This is a genomic window from Pseudomonas brassicacearum (assembly GCF_003732265.1).
GTDB lineage: Bacteria > Pseudomonadota > Gammaproteobacteria > Pseudomonadales > Pseudomonadaceae > Aquipseudomonas > Aquipseudomonas brassicacearum_D.
This window is the reverse complement of record NZ_MOBK01000005.1, coordinates 111,845-133,277: the sequence shown is the minus strand read 5'-3', so window position 1 is coordinate 133,277 and position 21,433 is coordinate 111,845. Positions and strand designations below refer to the sequence as shown.

General features: G+C 60.6%; 21 protein-coding genes. 5 read left to right on the top strand and 16 right to left on the bottom strand.

The features are described from left to right. Positions 1–75 precede the first annotated feature (75 nt). The 9 genes from BK660_RS11700 to BK660_RS11660 all read right to left on the bottom strand — a co-directional run bounded on the left by BK660_RS11700 (position 76) and on the right by BK660_RS11660 (position 9,502). A complete protein-coding gene (locus BK660_RS11700) occupies positions 76–1,233 on the bottom strand; it encodes a D-alanyl-D-alanine carboxypeptidase family protein (protein ID WP_123433425.1) in 1,158 nt (385 codons plus the stop codon). Positions 1,234–1,414: 181 nt separating this feature from the next. Next, complete coding sequence (locus BK660_RS11695; protein WP_123433424.1) at positions 1,415–2,428, bottom strand: septal ring lytic transglycosylase RlpA family protein; 1,014 nt, start codon at positions 2,426–2,428, stop codon at positions 1,415–1,417. Next, positions 2,428–3,438 (bottom strand): lytic murein transglycosylase B, encoded by a 1,011-nt coding sequence (mltB, locus tag BK660_RS11690; protein WP_123433423.1) that lies wholly within the window; start codon positions 3,436–3,438, stop codon positions 2,428–2,430. The genes BK660_RS11695 and mltB overlap by 1 nt, the downstream gene beginning before the upstream one ends. Positions 3,439–3,455: 17 nt before the next feature. Next, positions 3,456–4,559, bottom strand: coding sequence for a rod shape-determining protein RodA (gene rodA / locus BK660_RS11685; RefSeq protein WP_185045075.1), 1,104 nt, complete (start codon positions 4,557–4,559; stop codon positions 3,456–3,458). A gap of 31 nt (positions 4,560–4,590) precedes the next feature. Then, positions 4,591–6,486, bottom strand: a complete 1,896-nt coding sequence (gene mrdA / locus BK660_RS11680; protein WP_123433421.1) for a penicillin-binding protein 2 — start codon at positions 6,484–6,486, stop codon at positions 4,591–4,593. Positions 6,487–6,496: 10 nt separating this feature from the next. After that, entirely contained in the window at positions 6,497–6,964 is a 468-nt protein-coding gene (gene rlmH / locus BK660_RS11675) for a 23S rRNA (pseudouridine(1915)-N(3))-methyltransferase RlmH (protein WP_007937439.1), read from the bottom strand. Positions 6,965–6,973: 9 nt separating this feature from the next. Further along, complete coding sequence (rsfS, locus tag BK660_RS11670) at positions 6,974–7,468, bottom strand: ribosome silencing factor (protein ID WP_123433420.1); 495 nt, start codon at positions 7,466–7,468, stop codon at positions 6,974–6,976. Between the two features lie 71 nt (positions 7,469–7,539). Beyond that, positions 7,540–8,229 (bottom strand): nicotinate-nucleotide adenylyltransferase, encoded by a 690-nt coding sequence (gene nadD, locus BK660_RS11665; RefSeq protein WP_221178647.1) that lies wholly within the window; start codon positions 8,227–8,229, stop codon positions 7,540–7,542. A 1-nt stretch (position 8,230) separates the two neighbouring features. Next, positions 8,231–9,502: a glutamate-5-semialdehyde dehydrogenase gene (locus BK660_RS11660; RefSeq protein WP_123433418.1), complete on the bottom strand. Its 1,272-nt coding sequence runs from the start codon at positions 9,500–9,502 to the stop codon at positions 8,231–8,233. Positions 9,503–9,679: 177 nt separating this feature from the next. Here BK660_RS11660 and BK660_RS11655 point away from each other — a divergent pair, with 177 nt between their 5' ends. Together BK660_RS11655 and BK660_RS11650 are read left to right on the top strand one after the other, a co-directional pair. Beyond that, a complete protein-coding gene (locus BK660_RS11655; RefSeq protein ID WP_123433417.1) occupies positions 9,680–10,378 on the top strand; it encodes a DNA-3-methyladenine glycosylase in 699 nt (232 codons plus the stop codon). 66 nt (positions 10,379–10,444) lie between these two features. Further along, complete coding sequence (locus tag BK660_RS11650; RefSeq protein WP_123433416.1) at positions 10,445–11,761, top strand: bifunctional DedA family/phosphatase PAP2 family protein; 1,317 nt, start codon at positions 10,445–10,447, stop codon at positions 11,759–11,761. On the opposite strand, the gene BK660_RS11645 is transcribed toward BK660_RS11650, so the two are convergent. The 3 genes from BK660_RS11645 to BK660_RS11635 are packed head-to-tail and all read right to left on the bottom strand — an operon-like array spanning position 11,762 to position 13,438. After that, positions 11,762–12,352, bottom strand: a complete 591-nt coding sequence (locus tag BK660_RS11645) for an LON peptidase substrate-binding domain-containing protein (protein ID WP_123433415.1) — start codon at positions 12,350–12,352, stop codon at positions 11,762–11,764. It lies immediately after the preceding gene. Between the two features lie 10 nt (positions 12,353–12,362). Further along, positions 12,363–13,073 carry an LrgB family protein gene (locus BK660_RS11640; protein WP_185045073.1) on the bottom strand — a complete coding sequence of 237 codons (711 nt, stop codon included), beginning with the start codon at positions 13,071–13,073 and terminating at the stop codon, positions 12,363–12,365. Positions 13,074–13,075: 2 nt separating this feature from the next. Then, positions 13,076–13,438 carry a CidA/LrgA family protein gene (locus tag BK660_RS11635; protein ID WP_123433413.1) on the bottom strand — a complete coding sequence of 121 codons (363 nt, stop codon included), beginning with the start codon at positions 13,436–13,438 and terminating at the stop codon, positions 13,076–13,078. 195 nt (positions 13,439–13,633) lie between these two features. On the opposite strand from BK660_RS11635, the gene BK660_RS11630 reads away from it, so the two are divergent. The 3 genes from BK660_RS11630 (at position 13,634) to BK660_RS11620 (ending at position 16,578) form a co-directional block, all read left to right on the top strand. Next, positions 13,634–14,089, top strand: a complete 456-nt coding sequence (locus BK660_RS11630) for a MaoC family dehydratase (protein WP_123433412.1) — start codon at positions 13,634–13,636, stop codon at positions 14,087–14,089. Between the two features lie 101 nt (positions 14,090–14,190). Then, on the top strand, positions 14,191–15,909 hold the full coding sequence (locus tag BK660_RS11625; RefSeq protein WP_123433411.1) for a C13 family peptidase: 1,719 nt from the start codon (positions 14,191–14,193) through the stop codon (positions 15,907–15,909). Positions 15,910–15,936: 27 nt separating this feature from the next. Next, entirely contained in the window at positions 15,937–16,578 is a 642-nt protein-coding gene (locus BK660_RS11620) for an oxidoreductase (RefSeq protein WP_123433410.1), read from the top strand. Positions 16,579–16,630: 52 nt separating this feature from the next. Here the strand turns inward: BK660_RS11620 and BK660_RS11615 are convergent, their stop codons facing one another. The 4 genes from BK660_RS11615 to BK660_RS11595 form a co-directional block, all read right to left on the bottom strand. Then, the gene (locus BK660_RS11615; RefSeq protein WP_123433409.1) at positions 16,631–16,915 is read right to left on the bottom strand and encodes a YceK/YidQ family lipoprotein; all 285 of its coding nucleotides are present in this window, start codon (positions 16,913–16,915) and stop codon (positions 16,631–16,633) included. Further along, a complete protein-coding gene (gene ubiX, locus BK660_RS11610) occupies positions 16,908–17,540 on the bottom strand; it encodes a flavin prenyltransferase UbiX (protein ID WP_027924312.1) in 633 nt (210 codons plus the stop codon). The genes BK660_RS11615 and ubiX overlap by 8 nt, the downstream gene beginning before the upstream one ends. Continuing rightward, positions 17,537–18,886, bottom strand: a complete 1,350-nt coding sequence (gene mpl / locus BK660_RS11605; RefSeq protein WP_123433408.1) for a UDP-N-acetylmuramate:L-alanyl-gamma-D-glutamyl-meso-diaminopimelate ligase — start codon at positions 18,884–18,886, stop codon at positions 17,537–17,539. Before mpl ends, ubiX begins: the two co-directional genes overlap by 4 nt. A gap of 225 nt (positions 18,887–19,111) precedes the next feature. After that, positions 19,112–21,025, bottom strand: a complete 1,914-nt coding sequence (locus BK660_RS11595) for a sigma-54-dependent Fis family transcriptional regulator (protein WP_123433407.1) — start codon at positions 21,023–21,025, stop codon at positions 19,112–19,114. Positions 21,026–21,433: the final 408 nt, after the last annotated feature.

Below are 21,433 nucleotides of genomic sequence, written 5' to 3'. Positions count from 1 at the left end.
TCGTAAGCGTAAGCCGTGGCGACGGGCATGCCCCCGCGCCGGATCAGCGCGGAGTCATGCAGGTGCACACTGTATTCAGTTGAAGATGCTGTAGAAGAATAGACGGATGCTATCCCACATGCGGCGGAAGATACCACCTTCCTCGACAGCGTCCAGAGCGATCAGATCAGCGCTGTGCACCACTTTGTCGTCCAGTTTCACTTCCACTTTACCGATCACGTCGCCCTTGGCGATTGGTGCAACCAGTTGCGGATTCATGGTCATGCTGGCGGCGAGCTTTTTCAGCTGGCCTTTTGGCAAGGTCATGGTCAGGTCTTCAGCCAGGCCGGCCTTGACTTGATTGGTCGCGCCTTTCCAGACAGGGGCCTGAGCCAGCTCGGCACCTTTCTGATAGAAGGTCTGGGTTTCGAAGAAGCGGAAACCGTAAGTCAGCAGCTTCTGGGTTTCAGAGGCGCGAGCCACTTCGCTGTTGGTGCCGAACACCACGGCGATCAGGCGCATGCCATCACGTACAGCCGAAGACACCATGCAGTAGCCGGCTTCGTCGGTGTGACCGGTTTTCAGACCGTCGACGGTCTTGTCGCGCCACAGCAGCAGGTTACGGTTAGGTTGCTTGATGCCGTTCCAGAAGAACTCTTTCTGCGAGTAGATCGCGTAGTGAGCCGGGTCTTCGTGGATGATCGCGCGAGCCAGCACGGCCATGTCGTGAGCCGACGAGTAGTGTTCAGGGTTTGGCAGACCAGTCGGGTTCATGAAGTGGGTGTTGGTCATGCCCAGGTCGGCCACGGTTTTGTTCATCACGTCGGCGAAAGCGTCTTCGCTGCCGGCGATGTGCTCGGAGAGCGCAACACTGGCGTCGTTACCCGACTGAATGATGATGCCGTGCAGCAGGTCGCTGACAGTCACCTGCGAGCCAACCTTGATGAACATCCGCGAACCGCCGGTACGCCAGGCGTTTTCGCTGACGGTCACCGGGTCGTTTTCGCCGATCTGGCCACGACGGATTTCCAGGGTCGCGATATACGCGGTCATCAGCTTGGTCAGGCTGGCCGGCGGCAGACGCTGATCACCATTGTTCTCGACCAGCACGTTGCCGCTGCTGGCATCCATGAGCACATAGGCCTTGGCGGCCAGTTGTGGGGGTGATGGCATCACCTCGACCGCGAACGCGGCGGGCGAGAGGAGCAGCGGGACTAACAGGAACAGGCGTTTGGCAAAGGTGGTGATGTTCATCCGTCTCTCGAAATCGCTAATGGAAACTGCCCAAGGGCAAAACTAATCAGATGACCTTCTAACGGGTCATCGCGTGTTCAGTCGTTCACTCTATAACCCTTGCCGGGCTTTTGTTCTTCATGAGCCAACAACCAGGTCCGCCCCCCAAACCGCAAGCGAACCGTCAATCAAGTACTACGTATTACTCGGCGGTGACCAGGCTCGGCGAACCGAGATTGGCCATGCGCACGCTGTTCTGCACTTGCTGGATTTCACCCGGAGAACCGATCGGCCCCAAGCGCACCCGATGCAGTGTCTGTTGGTTGCGCACTATCGAGCTGATGAACACCGGAGCGCTCACCATCCCGCTGAGCTTCGATCTCAGGAGTTCTGCAGCGTCCGGGTTGGCGAACGCGCCCACCTGCAGATACTGGCCAGAGGCTGGTACAGAAGCGTTTTTTTTTGCATCAAGCTGAACAGGCACGACGGCCGCGGCGTGTTGCTGCGGTGGCGGCGTCCATTGCTCGACGGTGCCGGCCGAAGCCGTAATCACCGGGGCGCTATTTTGCGCGACTTGCGGCTCGTTGAGCATCAAAGGCGCCGGACGGCCTTTTTGTGCCCACCACTGTTGCGGGTCGATACCCTCGACCTTGACCCGCGCCGTGCCGATTTCGGCGTAACCGAGTTTTTTCGCGGCGGCATAGGACAAGTCGATGATGCGGTCCGAATAGAACGGTCCACGGTCGTTGACCCGCAGGATCACGCTCTTGTTGTTGTCCAGGTTGGTCACCCGAACGTAACTGGGCAGTGGCAATGTCTTGTGTGCGGCACTCATGCCGTACAGGTCATACACCTCGCCATTGGCGGTGTTCTGGCCGTGAAACTTGGTGCCATACCAGGACGCCGTGCCCGAAGCGACGTAGGTCTTGGATTCTTGCAGCGGGAAATAGGTCTTGCCCAGCACCGTGTAAGGGTTGGCCTTGTAAGGACCGCTGTGCAGGGTCGGCGTGGCGTCCGGGATGCGCGATACGTCGACATCCCACCACGGCGCGCCATCTTTGTGGGCGCGGTTGATGTCCAGCCCCGGCGTAGCACGCACGGCGGTGGACGGGGATTTCTGAGTCGGCGCGCGACTGGTCGAGCAACTGGCAAGCAGCACCGCCAACGCGGCGAAAGCCATGAGCTTCAGGGGTTTATTCATAGGCAATGCCTGCATTACTTGACGCCCCGTGCTTGGACCAGCTGTTCAGACAGTTGATGTACGGCCATGGCGTACATCACGCTGCGGTTATAACGCGTAATCGCGTAAAAATTCTTCAGGCCCATCCAGTACTCGGGGCCATTGTCACCTTCCAGGCGGAAAGCCGTGACCGGCATATCATCGCGCAGCGCATCATGACTTGACCACCCCAGCGCCCGCAACTCCCCTACGGTTTTAACCGGCTCGATGCCTGTGGTCAAACCGTCGTCCACCTGCTCGCCCCGAACGTCGGCGCGGCTGACCACCGGTTCGCCGGCCACCCAGCCGTGACGCTTGAAGTAACTGGCAACGCTGCCAATGGCATCGTCCGGGTTGTTCCAGATATTGATGTGGCCGTCGCCGTCGAAGTCCACGGCATAGGCGCGAAAACTGCTCGGCATGAACTGCGGTAAGCCCATGGCACCGGCGTAAGAGCCCTTGAGGGTCAACGGATCGACCTGCTCTTCCCGGGCCAGCAGCAAGAACTCACGCAATTCCTTGCGGAAAAACTCGGCACGGGGAGGATAGTCAAAACCCAGGGTCGACAACGCATCGATCACCCGGTAATTGCCGGTATTGCGGCCGAAAAAGGTCTCAACGCCGATGATCGAGACAATCACCTGCGCCGGCACGCCGTATTCCTGCTCGGCACGCGCCAGTACTGCTTCGTGCTGACGCCAGAAGTCCACACCACGAGCGATTCGCGCGTCGGTGATGAACATCGGCCGGTATTCGTTCCACTGCTTGACCCGTTCGGCGGGTTTCGAGATGGCGTCCAGAATCGACTGCTTGCGATCGGCTTCGCGGAACACGCCCATCAGCTGCTCACCGGCGAAACCGTAGTCGCGGGTCATTTCACCGACGAATTCGGCCACCTGGGGTGAGCCTTCGTAATCGCCGGCCAACGCGTCCTGCGCTGTGCCAAGGATGCTTACCAGGCCGACCCATGGCGCGTATCGAGTCGCCCAGCCACGCATTACTTGCATTGAAATCTTCACCTTATTCAAACTTGTGCGATCCACTTGCGATGGGTATGGATCGACATCAAAACCCCAAACGCTGACAGCAGCGTTACCAGCGAAGTTCCTCCGTAGCTAATGAACGGCAACGGCACCCCCACGACCGGCAACAGGCCACTGACCATACCGATGTTGACGAAAACGTAAACAAAAAACGTCATGGTCAGGCTGCCCGCGAGCAATTTGCCGAACAAAGTCTGGGCCTGGGCGGTAATCACCAGCCCCCGACCGATCAACAGCAGGTAGATCAACAGCAACGCGCAAATGCCCACCAGGCCGAACTCTTCGCCCATCACCGCAATAATGAAGTCGGTGTGGCTTTCCGGCAGGAAGTCCAGGTGCGACTGGGTGCCCAGTAGCCAGCCCTTGCCGAACACGCCGCCGGAACCGATGGCGGCTTTGGACTGAATGATGTTCCAGCCAGTCCCCAACGGATCGCTCTCCGGGTCGAGGAAGGTCAGGATTCGCTGCTTCTGGTAGTCGTGCATGATGAAGAACCACATCGCCACAGCCACCGGAACGGCCGCCGCCAGCACACTGATGATCCAGCGCCATTTCAAGCCACCCATAAACAGTACAAACGCGCCACCGGCCAGGATCAGCAGCGATGTGCCCAGGTCCGGCTGACGCACGATCAGGATGAACGGCAAGCCAATCAGGAACAGGCTGACCGCCACGTGCTTGAGCTGCGGCGGCAAAGTGCGCTTGGACAGGTACCAGGCGATGGTCGCCGGCATCAGGATCTTCATGAACTCCGAGGGCTGGAAGCGAATCACCCCGGGGATGTTGATCCAGCGCGTGGCACCCATGGCGTTGTGGCCCATGACGTCCACCACCACCAGCAACAGCACACCGATCACATAACCGACCGGCACCCAACGCGCCATGAATCGCGGCTCGAACTGTGCGATGACGATCATCGACACCAGGCCGATGCCAAACGAAGTCGCTTGCTTGGCCAGCAGGTCCCAGCTTTTGCCGCTGGCCGAATACAGCACGAACAGGCTGCCGGCCGCGAGGGTCAGCAGCAGAATCAACAACGGGCCATCGATATGCAGGCGCTGCAACAGCGTGGCACGGCGACGCATCACATCCTCACTGGAGAGCATGCGATCAAAATTATTCATCACGGGCTGTAGCCTCTGCGCTGATAGGGCTGGCGTACTCGGCTTTAAGTCGGCCGTCCTGGTCCAGGAGCCAGGCGTCCATGACTTGACGCACCACTGGCGCGGCGACCCCGGAACCGGACTCGCCGTTCTCGACCATCACCGACACCACGATTTGCGGGTTGTCTGCCGGCGCGAAGCCGACAAACAAGGCGTGGTCGCGGTGACGCTCCTGAACCTTGGAGCGGTCGTACTTCTCGCCCTGCTTGATCGCGACGACCTGAGCCGTACCACTTTTACCGGCGATCCGGTATTGCGCGCCAATCGATGCCTTGCGCGCGGTACCGCGAGCGCCGTGCATCACCTGCTGCATACCGTGATTGACCTTGGTCCAGTCCGACGGATCGCGCAGGACGATGTCCGGCATCGGGTTTTCATCCTTGGGCCTCTCGCCTTCGACGGTCTTGGCCAGGTGCGGACGGTTCCACACACCTTTGTTGGCCACCAGCGCCGTGGCCTGGGCCAGTTGCAGCGGCGTGGACTGCATGTAGCCCTGGCCGATCCCCAGAATCAGGGTTTCACCCGGGAACCAGGCCTGGCGACGGGTCGCACGTTTCCATTCGCGGGACGGCATCAGGCCCGGCGATTCTTCGAACATGTCCAGCGAGACCTTTTGGCCAATGCCGAACTTGCCCAGATACGACGACAATCGATCGATCCCCAGCTTGTGGGCCAGGTCATAGAAATAGGTGTCGTTGGACCGCATGATCGCCGTGTCCAGATCTACGTAGCCATCACCCGTACGGTTCCAGTTACGGTATTTGTGATCGTAGTTGGGGAGCATGTAGTAACCGGGGTCGAACACGCGGGTCGACGCAGTGACCACCCCCGAATCCAGACCGGCAATCGCCACGGCCGGCTTGATGGTCGAACCCGGCGGGTAAAGGCCGCGCAGCACGCGGTTGAACAGCGGCCGGTCGATGGAGTCGCGCAGCTCGGAATAGGCCTTGGAACTGATGCCGGTGACGAACAGGTTCGGATCGAAACTCGGTTGACTGACCATCGCCAGCACTTCACCGGTTTTCGGGTCCAGTGCCACGACGGCGCCACGACGTCCGCCAAGTGCGGTCTCGGCGGCTTCCTGCAATTTGATGTCCAGGCTCAGGACAATGTCCTTGCCAGGAATCGGATCGGTACGCTTGAGTACGCGCAATACGCGGCCCCGAGCGTTGGTTTCGACTTCCTCGTAACCGACCTGTCCGTGCAGCTCGGGTTCGTAGAAGCGTTCAATGCCGGTTTTGCCGATTTGATGGGTGCCGCTATAACTCACCGGATCCAGAGACTTGAGCTCTTTCTCGTTGATCCGCCCCATATATCCCACCGAGTGCGCAAAATGCGCACCTTGCGGATAGTGACGAACCAACTGCGCGACCACCTCCACGCCCGGCAGACGGAACTGATTCACCGCGATACGTGCGATCTGTTCTTCGGTCAGCTCGAACAGGATCGGCACCGGCTCGAACGGCCGACGCCCCTGACGCATGCGTTTCTCGAAGATCACCCGATCCTCTGGAGTCAACTCCAGCACCTGGACGATCACGTCGAGCACTTGTTGCCACTCGCCAGAGCGTTCGCGGGTCATGCTCAGGCTGAAGCTGGGCCGGTTGTCGGCGATTACCACGCCATTGCGGTCGAAGATCAGCCCGCGCGTGGGTGGAATCGGCTGCACATGGACGCGGTTGTTTTCCGACAGGGTCGAGTGGTACTCGTACTGGATGACCTGAAGGAAATACAACCGCGCGATCAGCACACAAATAAGCGTCACTACCGCAATGGCACCGAACACGACACGGCCACGCACCAGACGGGCGTCTTTTTCGTGGTCCTTGATACGGATCGGCTGAGACATGGGGGCAGAACTACTTGTGGTAAGGGTGGCCGGACAAGACTGTCCAGGCACGATACAGCTGTTCGCCGATCAGAATCCGCACCAGCGGGTGCGGCAACGTCAACGGTGACAATGACCAGCGCTGATCGGCTCGGGCACAGACTTCCGGCGCCAGCCCTTCGGGGCCGCCGACCATGAAATTCACCGTGCGCGAATCCAGGCGCCAGCGATCGAGTTCGACCGCCAGTTGCTCAGTGCTCCAGGGCTTGCCGTGGACTTCGAGGGTGACAACACGCTCATTCGGCCCGACCTTGGCCAGCATGGCTTCGCCTTCCTGACGGATGAAGCGCGCCACGTCGGCGTTCTTGCCACGGGTGTTGAGCGGTATTTCCACCAGTTCCAGCGCCAGCTCGGACGGAAGACGCTTGGCATATTCATGCCAGCCTTCTTCCACCCACTTGGGCATCCGTGAACCGACGGCGATCAGTCGCAGTCGCACAGCGGGCCCTTATTGCTGGTCTTTGTTGAGCTTGATGAAATGCTCGTGGGTGTTTTCCGGGCTGTGGTGAGCCGCGTTCAGCGCACGGCTCTGTTCAGCGCCGGACCACAGGCGTTCCAGGTCGTAGAACTGGCGAGCGGAGGCGGTCATCATGTGAACGATGACGTCGTCCATGTCCAGCAGGACCCAGTCGCTGTCGCCCTTGCCTTCTTCACCCAATGGCTTGACGCCCTGGGCTTTGACGGCTTCGCGAACCTTGTCCAGCATCGCGCCGATCTGGCGGTTGGAGGTACCGGTAGCGATGATCATGAAGTCAGTGATGCTCTGCTTTTCACGAACGTCGATGACCTGAATGTCCTGGGCCTTGACGTCTTCCAGGGCGGCTACGGCAACCTTGACCAGTTCTTCACCGCGCAGCTCCGGCCCGGTTGGCGCCTCTACTGGCAGTGGAGCGCTTTTGAATGTGCCTTTGCGCTTTACTTTAGCTACGTCTTTGTCAGTCATATAAAACTCGTTTTGCTCGTATGTTCGGGGGCTTCGATACACGTGATCACGTGCTTGAAGCGCGCCTCTTTTCAGTTCGACGCACGGTAAAGTCCGTGCGCATCGATGTAGGCCAGGACCGCGTCGGGCACCAGGAAACGTACCGACTTACCGCTGGCCAGCAGTTGACGGATCTGGGTGGCGGATACCGCGAGCGGTGTCTGCCAGACGAATGCAATCTGTCCGCTCGGCCCTTTGAGGGCCAGCGGGTCGCTCACCGAGCGCGCTGCCAGCAGGTTGCGCAAGGCATCCGGCGGTTCGCTGTCGGCATCCGGGCGTTGCAGCACCAGGATGTGGCAATGCTGGAGCAACTCTTCCCAGCGGTGCCAAGTGGGCAGGCCGCAAAATGCGTCCCAGCCCAAAAGTAGAAAAACCTGGGTCTGGGCGGCCAGTTCGGCGCGCATCAGTTCCAGGGTATCGATAGTGTAGGACGGTTTGTCCCGCTGCAATTCGCGGGCATCCACCACTAACGGCGCCACACCGGCCACCGCGCACTCGACCATCGCCAGACGGTCTTTGGCCGACACCTGCGGCGTACCGCGATGCGGCGGCCTGGCACTGGGTGTCAGACGCAATTCATCGAGCGCCAACGACTCGGCGACTTCCAGCGCACCACGCAGATGGCCGATGTGCACCGGGTCGAACGTGCCGCCCAGCATGCCAATGCGCCGAGGTCGAGGCTCGTTTGCGGTGGCTGGGGCTGTCGGGTCAAGGTCGCCCAAGTCAGACCGACGCCTGGCCGCGCAGCTGGCCATCACCGACCACGATGTACTTCTCGCAGGTCAGTCCTTCGAGGCCCACCGGGCCGCGGGCGTGCAGCTTATCAGTAGAAATGCCAATCTCGGCACCCAATCCGTATTCGAAGCCATCGGCGAAGCACGTCGGGGTGTTGATCATCACCGACGATGAATCGACTTGCGCGACGAAACGCCGTGTGTCGGAGAGGTTTTCGCTGACGATCGAGTCGGTGTGATGGGAGCCGTGCTGATTAATATGTTCGATGGCCTGGTCCAGCCCGTCGACCACGCGGATCGACAGAATCGGCGCCAGGTATTCGGTGGTCCAGTCTTCTTCCGTGGCCGCTACCGCATCGATGATCGCCCGCGTGCGCTGGCAACCACGCAGTTCAACGCCTTTTTCGCGGAACTGGGCAGCCATCGACGGCAGGAAATCCTTGGCAACGGTTTGATCCACCAGCAGCGTTTCCATCGCGCCGCAGATGCCATAACGGTACGTCTTGGCGTTGAACGCGATGCGCTGGGCTTTCGCCAGATCGGCATGCTCACTCACGTAAACGTGGCAGATGCCGTCCAGGTGTTTGATCACCGGCACGCGGGCATCACGGCTGACACGTTCGATCAGGCCACGGCCACCACGGGGCACGATGACGTCGACGTATTCCGGCATGGTGATCAGCGCGCCAACGGCAGCACGATCAGTGGTTTCGACCACTTGCACCACGGCGGCCGGCAGTTCGGCTTCGGCCAGACCGCGCTGGATGCAGGCGGCAATGGCGCGGTTGGAATGAATGGCTTCGGAGCCGCCGCGCAGGATCGTCGCGTTGCCGGACTTCAGGCACAGGCTGGCGGCGTCGATGGTCACGTTCGGCCGGGATTCGTAGATGATTCCGATCACGCCCAACGGCACGCGCATCTTGCCAACCTGAATACCCGACGGGCGGAAGCTCATGTCGCGAATCGCGCCGACCGGGTCCGGCAATGCGGCCACCTGGCGCAGGCCGACGATCATGCCGTCGATGCGTTCCGGGGTCAGCGCCAGACGTTCCAGCAAGGCAGGTTCAAGACCATTGGCGCGACCCGCGGCCAAATCCAGTTCGTTGGCCGCCGTCAGCTCGACGCGTGCAGCGTCCAGCGCATTGGCAGCAGCCTGCAAGGCGCGGTTTTTCTGCGCGGTGCTGGCACAACCGATGACGCGAGAGGCTTCGCGGGCAGCGCGACCCAGGCGGGCCATGTAGTCAAGAACGGACTCAGTCATTGTCTGCTGTGGTCTTGGTAAAGAGGAAAGCGGCAGATTATAGCTGTCGCGTCTCCCGACTAACAGCGGTGACGGGCGGATGGTCGAAATCGAGGGCAATTTGCCGACGTTCAGCCGGGATTAAGCTGCAAATTGTTATCATCACCGCTCAATCAGCCCTGATAAACGCCGTTCATCATGTCCAACCTGACTGTTCGAGCGTCCGCTGCGAGCCTGCCCACGGGGCTCCCGGATGCGTTTTTCGACCGCGACGCGCAAACGCTGGCCCGGGACCTGCTCGGCAAAGTCATCCGTCACCGGGTCGGTGACCTGTGGCTCAGCGCCCGGATTATTGAAACTGAAGCCTATTACTTCGAAGAAAAAGGCAGCCACGCCTCCCTCGGCTACACAGAAAAGCGTAAGGCTTTGTTTCTGGATGGCGGTCACATCTATATGTATTACGCCCGCGGCGGCGACTCCCTGAATTTCAGCGCTCAAGGCCCCGGCAATGCGGTACTGATCAAATCCGCCTATCCGTGGGTCGATGAATTGAGCGGGCCGGCGAGCCTGGCGCAGATGTTATTGAACAATCCCGACGCCCAAGGCCGCCCTCGTCCTTCGCAAAAGCTGTGCGCCGGGCAGACATTGCTGTGCAAGGCGCTGGGCTTGAAGGTGCCGGTCTGGGATGCCAAGCGTTTCGATCATGAAGTGTTGCTGGTTGAGGACGTCGGCCCGGCGCCTGCTCATATCATCCAGACCACGCGCCTGGGCATCCCCCATGGACGTGATGAACACTTGATGTACCGCTTTGTGGATGCGGCTTATGCGCCGTATTGCACGCGAAACCCGCTGCGACGGGGGCAGGTCGAAGGTCGCGATTATTTTTTGCTGCCTTGAGTGGTGTCTGGAAGATTGCGTTCGTCCCTCCATGGGACCAATTGAACATTCGATGGAGTTGTTTTTATGGGCCCATGGCTCGATAGCGTGACCGGCTGGTTGACGGTCAACCCGCAATGGCTGGCGGCGGCGGTGTTCATCGTGGCCTTCGTCGAGTGCCTGGCGATTGCCGGGTTAATCGTGCCCGGTACGGTTATGTTGTTTGCCGTGGCGGTACTGGCTGGCAGCGGTGCGCTGTCGCTGAGTGAAACGCTGCTGTTAGGGTTCATCGCCGGTGTGCTGGGCGATGTCGTGTCCTACTTCATCGGTCGACATTTCCATCAAAACATCCGGCGCCTGCCGGGGTTGCGCCATCATCCGGAATGGATTGCCGGGGCCGAGGCGTATTTCCAGCGTTATGGTATCGCCAGCCTGTTGGTCGGGCGCTTCATCGGCCCCCTGCGGCCGATGCTGCCGATGGTCGCCGGGATGTTCGACATGCCCTTCCCGCGATTTTTCGCCGTCAGTCTGTTGGCCGCCGCTGGCTGGAGTGTGGCGTACCTGCTGCCCGGTTGGGCCACGGGCGCGGCGATTCGCTTGCCTCTGCCGGAAGGTTTCTGGCCCGAGGCGGGCGTCGTCGCTGGCGCCATTGCGGCCATGGTCGGCCTGAGCATCACCAGCAGCATGCGCCGCCATCGCAAGGCGACGATGTTGATTGCCGGGATGAGCTTTCTGATTCTGCTGGGACTGTTTATTGGCTATCCGCACCTGAACGCGCTCGATCAGGGCGTCATGACCCTGGTACAGGAACACCGCAGCCCGATGCTTGATGAAGTGGCAGTGCTGTTCACGCTGATCGGCGAATTCCGCAACATGCTGGTGTTCAGTGCCTTGCTGGTGGCGCTTCTGCTGATCACCCGGCAATGGCGACAGGCGATCTTTGCCTGCAGCGCCCTCCTGTTCACGGCACTGGGCAACACCGTGACCAAGCACTTCTTCGCCCGCCTGCGCCCGGAAGTACTGAGCGATCCGTTGACCAGCTACAGCATGCCCAGCGGCCATGCCTCAGGGTCATTCGCGCTATTCCTGACCCTCGCCGTGCTGGCCGGTCGCGGGCAACCGCCACGGATGCGCCTGACATGGCTGCTCGTCGGTTGCATACCTGCGCTGGCGATTGCACTTTCCAGGGTCTACCTGGGCGCGCATTGGCCGACGGATATACTGGCCGGCGCGATGCTGGCTGCATGCGTGTGCGCAGCGAGCTTGTGGGTGAGCCAGCGTCAGGCGCCGCTAAACGCCATGCCCCCTAAAATCTGGTGGCTGGTGCTGCCGGCGCTGATGGCTTTGTTTGCGTTCTTTGCGTTGCGGCATTTGCCGCATGCGATGTTGAGATATGCGTACTAATCAGGCAAACAGCTCACCTTGCAACTCATCGAGCAGCGCCTGGATCGCATCCAGTCGCTGCTGCGGGTCATCGAGTTGCAGCAGGTCGATCTTGTCCACTTCTGCAAACGGCAGTAAATAAGCGAGCTGATTGGCCAGCGACTGTTGCCCGGTCGCCTCGGTGCCCATGTTCAACGCTTCGACCATTGGATGCTCGGCCAACGCCTTGAGTAGCGCCACCAAATCCGCGTCTTCATCCTGCAGCGGTTGTTCAGGCTCATCTTCCAGCCATTCGACTTCTGCGAGGGTCAACTGATCGCGTTGCACCTCGGTGCGCAAGACATGAAACCGCCGCCCGCCCTGCACCCGAATCCCCAGCAGGCCGTTGTCCTGTTGCTTGAAATCGGTGATCAGCGCTTCACAGCCGACCAGCGCATAACCCGCCGGTGCAATGCCGACCTCCTCGCCATCGAGGATGCACACCACGCCAAAGCCGCCACCCTGTTTCATGCAGCGGCTGATCATGTCCAGATAGCGCGCCTCGAAAATCTGCAAGTCGAGAATGCAGCCAGGAAAAAGCACTGTGTTCAGCGGGAAAAGCGGCAAGCTCATAGACATTTCCTTACACCACCATCGACACCGCCAACGGCAGGAACACCGCCGTGGCCACGCCCATCAGACTCATCGCCAGCGCCGCGAAGGCGCCGCACTCTTCACTTTCCTGCAAGGCCACCGAAGTGCCAACTGCATGGGCGGTCATGCCCAGCGCCATGCCGCGCGCCTCGGGACTGTGCACACCGAGACGGGTCAACAGGCTCGGGCCGAAGATCGCACCGATCACGCCGGTGATCAACACGAACACCGCGGCCAACGCTGCGACACCGCCGATCTGCTCGGCCACCAGCATGGCAATCGGAGACGTCACCGACTTGGGCGCCATGGTCATCAGGATCATATGCTCGGCACCGAACCACCAGCCCAGCAACACGCCCATGCCCGTGGCGACCACGCCACCTATCACCAGCGTAGTAAATATCGGCCAGAACAACTGCCGAATCCGTCGCAGATTGAGGTACAGCGGCACCGCCAGCGCCACCGTCGCAGGCCCGAGCAAGATGCTGAGGATCTCGGTGCTCTTGCGGTACTCGGCGTACGTCAGGCCACAGGTCACCAGAACACCGATCACCACCAGCATCGAGACCAGCACCGGTTGCAGAAAGATCCAGCGGGTTTTCTCGAAAGCGGCCAACACCAGTTGATAAGCGCCCAGCGTGATGCCGATGCCGAACAACGGATGATGAATCACCGAGTCGATTGCGCCATGCCAATCCAGGATCATCGGTCATCTCCGCGCGGGGCGTGGGGTTTGACCATGCGCTGCATCAGTACCCCGGCGAAGGCCATGGACAGCACCAGCGACAACACCAATGCGCCGACGATGGCCCAGAAATCCGCAGCAATATCCTTGAAATACACCATCACGCCCACGGCCGGCGGTACCAGCAGCAACGGCAAATAACGCAGCAGACTACTCGCCGCCAGGCTCAGCGGCTCGCCGACTTGTCCGCGTGAAATCAGGTACACCAGCAACAACAGCAAACCGATAATCGGCCCCGGCAGCACCGGTAAAAACAAGTGGTTGATGGCTGTGCCCAGCAATTGGAACAGCACCAGCCAGGTCAGGCCACGTAACAACATCCGGCATCTCCCGCACTCGCCCCACAAAGCAGGGGCCGAGCATTATAAGCACGTCAGCGCTATGGATCGGCATTCGCCAAAAGCATGGACAGTTGACCGGAGCCATTTGCCATGTTGATCTAAAGTGGTTCACAGGGAGGTCAAATCCCCCCACTCGAAAAACTATAAATCCGATGAAACCCAAGGAGAGTCTCAATGCCCCATGTTCCCGTTGCAGAGCTCAAAGATTATGTCGGCAAGGAACTCGGACGTTCCGAATGGCTCACCATCGATCAGGAGCGCATCAACCTGTTCGCAGAAGCCACAGGTGATTATCAGTTTATTCATGTCGACCCGGTCAAAGCCGCGCAAACGCCATTTGGCAGCACCATCGCCCATGGATTCCTGTCGCTGTCACTGATCCCGAAACTGATGGAAGACATCCTCATCCTCCCCGAAGGCGTGAAGATGGTGGTCAACTACGGTCTCGACAGCGTGCGTTTCATTCAACCGGTCAAGGTCGATTCGAAAGTGCGCCTCAAGGTCGAACTCAGCGACGCCACCGAAAAAAAACCCGGTCAATGGCTGCTCAAGGCTATCTGCACCCTTGAGATAGACGGCTCGGACAAACCGGCCTATATCGCTGAATCGCTGTCCCTCTGTTTCGTGTAACCCTCCCGGATGCGAAGCAGCTCACGCTGTTTCGCGACCCTCTCTATATATACGACACATAGCTGCGGCATACTCGGTCGCCTAATTGCCCGGATCCCGCTATGCGCTCACTTGCACTTCTTGCCTTGACCCTGTTGCTCACCGCTTGCGGTAACGGCGAATCGCCGCTGCCCCCCGATGCCCGCTTGCCGGATGGTGGGCGCTATCGCGGTGATCTGGTCAACGGCTTGCTGCAAGGTCAGGGTCGTATCGACTACCCGAACGGCAGCTGGTACGCCGGCGAGTTCGACAAGGGTCAATGGCATGGCCAGGGCGAATGGCATGGCAGCAACGGCGAAGTCTATCGCGGGAATTTCAACCAGGGCCTGTTCGACGGCCAGGGCACGCTCACCACACCGGGCAGCAGCTACACCGGCGGTTTCAAACTCGGTCGGCGCGAGGGCGAAGGCACGCTCAAAGAAAACGGCATGACCTATCGCGGCGAATTCAAGGCCGATCAATATTCAGGGCTCGGTCATCTCGAACTCGATGACGGCAGCTCGTACCAGGGCCAGTTCGCCCATGGCAAACCCAACGGTGAAGGCCAGCGCGGCGACGCCAGCGGCAATCAGTTCACCGGGCATTTCGTCGATGGGCAACTGGAAGGCAACGGGACCTTCAACAGCGCTGACGGCGACATCTACGTGGGCGGCTTCAAGAACAATCAATTGCACGGCAAGGGTCGCTACGAGAATGCCGACGGCGATGTCTGGCTCGGTCAGTTCAAGGAAGGCTCGCTGAACGGCAAGGGTGAGTTGATCGGCGCGGATGGCAGCCACTACATCGGCCAGTTCAGCGACTGGCGCTTCAGTGGCCAGGGCCGCTTGAACCTGCCCGATGGCAGCTTCTACATCGGCCAATTCGACAGCGACAGTTACTCGGGACGCGGCACATTGGTGCTGACTGACGGCACCGTGCAAAGCGGCACGTGGAACAATGGCCAGCGGGTGCGTGACGCCGATGGCAAGTTGCTGCCCGACAGCCTGGAGCTTGGCTTGCTGGCTCAGGGCCGCTTGCTCGACGACGCCCTGTTCAACGTGCCGACCTCGACTCCGGCCGTCGAGCTGTACACCCTGACCGTGGGCGGTGACGGCAAACAAAGCGTGTTCCTGCGCGAATCCGACTACGTCAGCAACATGCTCAGCAGCCGCTTCGGTGCATTTGGCCAGATCCGTCTGGTGAATCATCGGGACCACATGGTCGACCGGCCGATGGCCACCCGGGAAAACCTGCGCCGCGCCGCGCTGACGCTGGCCGAGCGCAGCGGCCCGGAAGATCTGATCTTCATTTACCTGACCAGCCACGGCACCGCCGAACACGAACTGGTGCTCGACCAGCCACGTATGGAGCTGTCCGACCTGCAGGCCGATGAACTCGCCGCGGTGCTCGCGCCGTTAAAGAATCGCGACAAGATCATCGTGATTTCCTCCTGCTATTCCGGCGGTTTCATTCCGGCGTTGAAAGACGAACGCACCCTGATCATGACGGCCTCGCGGGCAGACCGCGTGTCCTTCGGTTGCTCCGAGGAAGCCAACTTCACCTACTTCGGCGATGCGCTGTTTGCCCAGGCGCTGAACCAGACCGACGACCTGGAGCAAGCCTTCAAACTGGCCAAGGCCACCGTCGCCGAGCGCGAACTGGCGGACAGCTTCGAAGCCTCTGAACCGCAGATCTGGGCCCCGAAAACGGTGATCTCGCACTGGCAGTTGTTACGCAAGCAGCAGGCACGAAAAGCGCTACAAAGTGTCTCTATCGACAGCAAGGACGCAAAGAGCAACTAAGCTGAACAGTATCAAGGGGGAAACACTATGTACTTGACGCCTCAGCATGTATTGCTTGCCGGAGCTACCGGGTTGACCGGTGAACATCTGCTTGATCGACTGCTCAACGAGCCTACGATTTCAAGGGTATTGGCCCCCTCACGCCGTCCACTCGCCAAACACCCGCACCTGGAAAACCCCGTTGGCGATCCGGCGGTGTTCCTGCCGCAGTTGAACGGTCGTGTCGATATTGCCTACTGCTGCCTTGGCACCACGATCAAACAGGCAGGCTCCGAAGAAGCGTTTCGTGCAGTGGACCTGGACATGGTCGTGGCGTTTGCCAAACGTGCGCGGGAAATGGGCGCCCGCCACCTGATCGTGATCAGTGCTCTGGGCGCTGATCGCAGATCTTCGATTTTCTACAACCGGGTCAAAGGCGAGATGGAACACGCACTGCGCGCGCAGGACTGGCCGCAATTGACCATTTGCCGCCCGTCTCTGCTGCTGGGCGATCGCATCGAGCCGCGCCTGGGCGAGAAAGTCGCCGGGCCGCTGTCACGCCTGATCCCGGGCAAATACCACGGCATCGAAGCCTGCCAACTGGCCCGGGCGATGTGGCGATTGGCGCTGGAAGAGCAGGATGGGGTTCGGATTGTCGAATCGGATGAGTTGCGCAAGCTAGGTAAATAGACTGCTGACCCTGTGGCGAGGGAGCAAGCTCCCTCGCCACATTAGCCGAACGCTACAACCCTCCCGTCGCCTGAAAACTCACTCCGATCACCGTCAGCAATGACAACGGCAACAGCAACGTGTCGAGCAGCGCGCTGGCGGGCAGGTCAAGGCCGGGGTAACTCGGCGCCTCGGCGCCAAAGTGGTCCTTGGCGCAGCACCCGCCGTTCATGGCATACACATCCAGGCGCGTCCCCGCATACACCAACGGCGCACCGGGTTTGGCGGCATCAAGGGTGCGCGCCGTGGCGCAGCCGGTCAGTTGCAAGACCAGCAGGAGCGTCAGGAGCTTATTCATCGCTGCTCAAATGGTGTTCGCCCCAGCGTGGCAGCATGTCTTGCGGGATGTTCAATAGATTGAGGATCCGCGCCACGACAAAGTCGATCAGGTCATCAATGGTTTGCGGCTGATGATAGAAACCCGGCGAGGCCGGCAAGATCGTCACGCCCATGTTCGACAGCTTGAGCATGTGTTCAAGATGGATGCTCGAATACGGCGCCTCACGCGGCACCAGAATCAACTGGCGACGCTCCTTCAAGGTCACGTCAGCGGCACGTTCGATCAGGTTGTTGCAGGCTCCGGTCGCGATGGCCGACAGCGTACCCGTGGAACACGGCACCACCACCATCGCCGCGGGCGCACCGGAACCCGAAGCCACCGGCGACATCCAGTCTTCCTTGCCATACACCTTGATTTGCCCGGCCGCAGCGCCGGTGTATTCCGTGAGGAAGGCCTGCATCATCTGCGGTTTTGGCGGCAGCGTGACGTCAGTCTCGGTGGCCATCACCAGTTGTGCTGCCTTGGAAATCAGGAAGTGCACTTCGCGATCTTCACGCACCAGGCAATCGAGCAGGCGCAGACCGTACTGGGCGCCGGAAGCGCCGGTCATGGCCAGCGTGATGCGATCCGGGCCGCTGCTCATTGCAGCGCCTCGGCGAGTTTGCCGTGCAGGCCACCGAAGCCGCCGTTGCTCATGATCACCACGTGGGTGCCGGGCTGGGCCTGGCTTTTCACGCGCTCGATAATACCTTCCAGCGAATCGCTGACAATCGACGGCACGGTGCACAGCGCAGCCGTGCCGGCCAGGTCCCAACCGAGGTTGGCCGGTGCGTACCAGATTACTTGATCGGCATCGACCACGCTTTCCGGCAAGCCGTCGCGGTGCGCGCCAAGTTTCATGGAGTTGGAGCGAGGCTCGATGATGGCGATCAACGGCGCATCGCCGATGTGTTTGCGCAGGCCGTCGAGGGTCGTCGCAATGGCCGTCGGGTGGTGAGCAAAGTCGTCATAGATGGTGATGCCGCGCACTTCGGCGACTTTTTCCATACGGCGCTTCACGCTTTTGAAGGCGCTCAACGCGGCGATGCCCATGGAAGGCACCACGCCGACATGACGCGCGGCCGCCAATGTGGCCAAGGCATTGGCTACGTTGTGCTGACCGGTCATGTCCCACTCGACCACGCCTTGGGCGACGCCTTCGAACATCACTTCAAACTTCGAACCGTCTTCGCTCAGCAGTTTGACCTGCCACTGACCACCCGCGCCGGTGGTCTGCACCGGGGTCCAGCAGCCCATTTCGATGACACGCTGCAACGCCGGTTCGGTGGTCGGATGGATCACCAGGCCTTCGCTTGGAATGGTCCGCACCAAATGGTGGAATTGCCGTTCGATAGCTGGCAGATCGGGGAAAATGTCTGCGTGATCGAACTCAAGGTTATTCAGGATCGCCGTACGTGGGCGGTAGTGAACAAACTTGGAGCGTTTGTCGAAGAAGGCGCTGTCATATTCGTCGGCTTCGATCACGAAAAACGGCGTGCCACCCAAGCGAGCGGACACCGAGAAGTTCTGCGGCACACCGCCGATCAGGAAGCCCGGGCTCATGCCCGCGTGCTCCAGGACCCAAGCGAGCATGCTGCTGGTGGTGGTTTTGCCGTGAGTACCGGCGACTGCCAGCACCCAGCGGCCTTGCAGCACGTGATCCGCCAGCCACTGCGGGCCGGAAACGTACGGCAAACCTTTGTTCAGCACGTATTCGACGGCCGGGTTGCCGCGCGACATGGCATTGCCGATGACCACCAGGTCCGGGGCCGGATCGAGCTGGGAAGGGTCGTAGCCTTGGGTCAACTGAATGCCCTGAGCCTCAAGCTGAGTGCTCATCGGCGGATAGACGTTGGCATCGGAGCCGGTCACGTGATGGCCCAGTTCCTTGGCCAGAACCGCCATCGAACCCATGAAGGTGCCGCAGATACCCAGAATATGAATGTGCATTAGTCGACCTCGTAAAACATGGCCGCAGGTTAGCGTAGGGAGGGGAAAATCGCACTCTTTAGCTGAGACTCATCACGACCTCTGTGGCGAGGGGGCTTGCCCCCGTTGGGCTGCGCAGCGGCCCCAAAACCTGTGGTTTCGGTGTGTCTGAAACATCACAAACTCAGGTTTTACGACTGCTGCGCAGCCGAACGGGGGCAAGCCCCCTCGCCACAAAAAGCAGGTCTAGCGGGCGATACCGTGTTTGCGCAGCTTTCTGTAAAGCGTGTTACGGCTGACACCCAACTGCTCAGCCGTATGGGTCATATGCCAACGCGTATGCTCCAGCGCATTCAGCAACGCCAGCCGCTCGGCATCGTCCAACGGATGGTCGGACGGTTCTTCGACCGCCACTGCAACCGCCGGCCGCGCCTGACGAATCATCGCCGGCAAATCCTCCAGTCCGATCCGCCCGCTGTCACACAACGCCGCCAACGTGCGCAGCACATTGCGCAGCTGCCGCACGTTGCCCGGCCAGGCAAACCCCAACAAGGCTTCCCGCGCCGGCCCGTCGATCAATACCGTTTCCCCGCCCGCCTCTTCCGCCAGCAAGAAATCGAGCAACTGGGATTTATCACTGCGATCACGCAACGCCGGCAACGCGACTTCCAGCCCGTTGAGCCGGTAATACAAATCCTCACGGAAGCTGCCGTCCTGCACCCGATCCAACAGATTACGGTGAGTGGCGCTGATGATCCGTACGTTGACCGCCTCGGGCTCGCCCCCAATCGGCACCACTTGGCGGTCTTCCAGCACCCTTAACAGTCGGGTCTGCAAGGCCAGGGGCATGTCGCCGATTTCGTCGAGAAACAGGGTCCCGCCATCGGCCTGCTGCAACTTGCCCCGCATGCCTTCCTTGCGCGCGCCGGTGAAGCTGCCGCCGCGATAGCCGAACAGTTCACTCTCGATCAGGCTTTCAGGAATGGCCGCGCAGTTCAGGGCAACGAAGGCTTTTTCCGCCCGTTGACTGGCCTGGTGCACGGCTTTGGCGAAGGCTTCTTTGCCGGAACCGGTTTCGCCGTTGATCAGCAGCGGGACGTCGCGCTCGAACACCCGCAGCGACTTGCGAAAATCTTCCTGCAGCGCGGCATCACCGATGCAGATGCCCGACAGCCGTGGCCGGTCGGCAATCGCCAGGCTTTGCACCACCGGCACCGGGATGCTGCGTGGCTGCCCGCGTAAAACGGCAAACAGGCTGCGACCGTCACGGGTGCGCAGGGGCCAACTGGCGCTGGCGTTCACGCTGGCGCGACCGAGCAACTCATCCAGCGAGCAATCGAAAAACGCTTCCACCGGTTTGCCCAGCAGGCCGCCACGAATGTGCCCGAGCAGGTTCAGCGCGCTTTGATTGACCGCGCAGATCCGCCCTTCCCCGTCGAACGCCAGCAGCCCTTCGCTGAACAGTCCGACGGACTCGGCCTGCAAGTGAAAACGCAGCAGCCATTGATTGTCGAAGTAGCGCAGGAAATAGCAGCTCTCGATCATCTTCGCCGACAGATTGACCAGGGCCATGGTGTGAAACTGACTCTGGCGCGAGACATCGTGGCGCGCCGATGACACGTCGAGCACCGCCAGCAATTCGCCATGAGGGTCGAACACCGGGCTCGCCGAGCAAGTCAGGCCGGTGTGGCGACCGCGAAAATGTTCGTCTTGATGGATGGTCAGCGACTGACGTTCCACCAGGCAGGTGCCGATGCCGTTGGTGCCTTCGCAGGCTTCACTCCAGTCGGCGCCAAGCCAGAGGCCGGCGCGCTCGAAAATCTTTCGTTCGGCGGGGGCGGTGACGCAATTGAGGATCACCCCGCGTGCATCCGTCAGCAGCACCGCATGCCCGGCACCGGACAGTTGTTGGTGAAGGCTGGTCATTTCATTGCCGGCGATGTGCAGCACTTGCTGCAAGCGTTCGCGGCTCTCCAGCACACGGCCGTGTTCCAGCACCGTGGGTGCGATGGTCAGGGCCGGGTCGAGGTGATAGTCCTCAAGACAGCGCAGCCAGGAGCGGGCGATGGAAGGATCGCTGCCGGGGCCATGCAGGTGCGATTTGCCCTGGGTGACGGTCAGGACCTGCCGGGCATGGCGACTCAAATGGTTGTCGTGCATTTCTTATTATTCTCTCCACAAGGTCTGGCTCGCCCCCGTGTAGCAGCTGCCGAAGGCTGCGTCCGGCTGCGAAGCAGTCGTAAAACCTGTGTCCCGTATGCATGGCCGAAAACGAGGCGAGCGCTGCGCTCTCGGACGCAGCCTTCGGCAGCTGCTACAGGGAGTGCGTGTCCGAGCATCCTCCAGCCTAGCCCGCATTGCAATGCTGGCAAGACTCACCAGTCACACCCTGTGCCACAAGCGATACAAAGTGTCACGGGAGCTGTACCGAAAGCGTCACAGCGCGCCTCCGTCGGTCCGACAAAAATCACGCAAGGCCTTGATTTGCCTGACCTGCAAGGCAGTGGCCCGACCTTTGCTCTACGCTTATAGCAAGCGCACTTGCGCGTTTCTCTAATAAGTACAAAG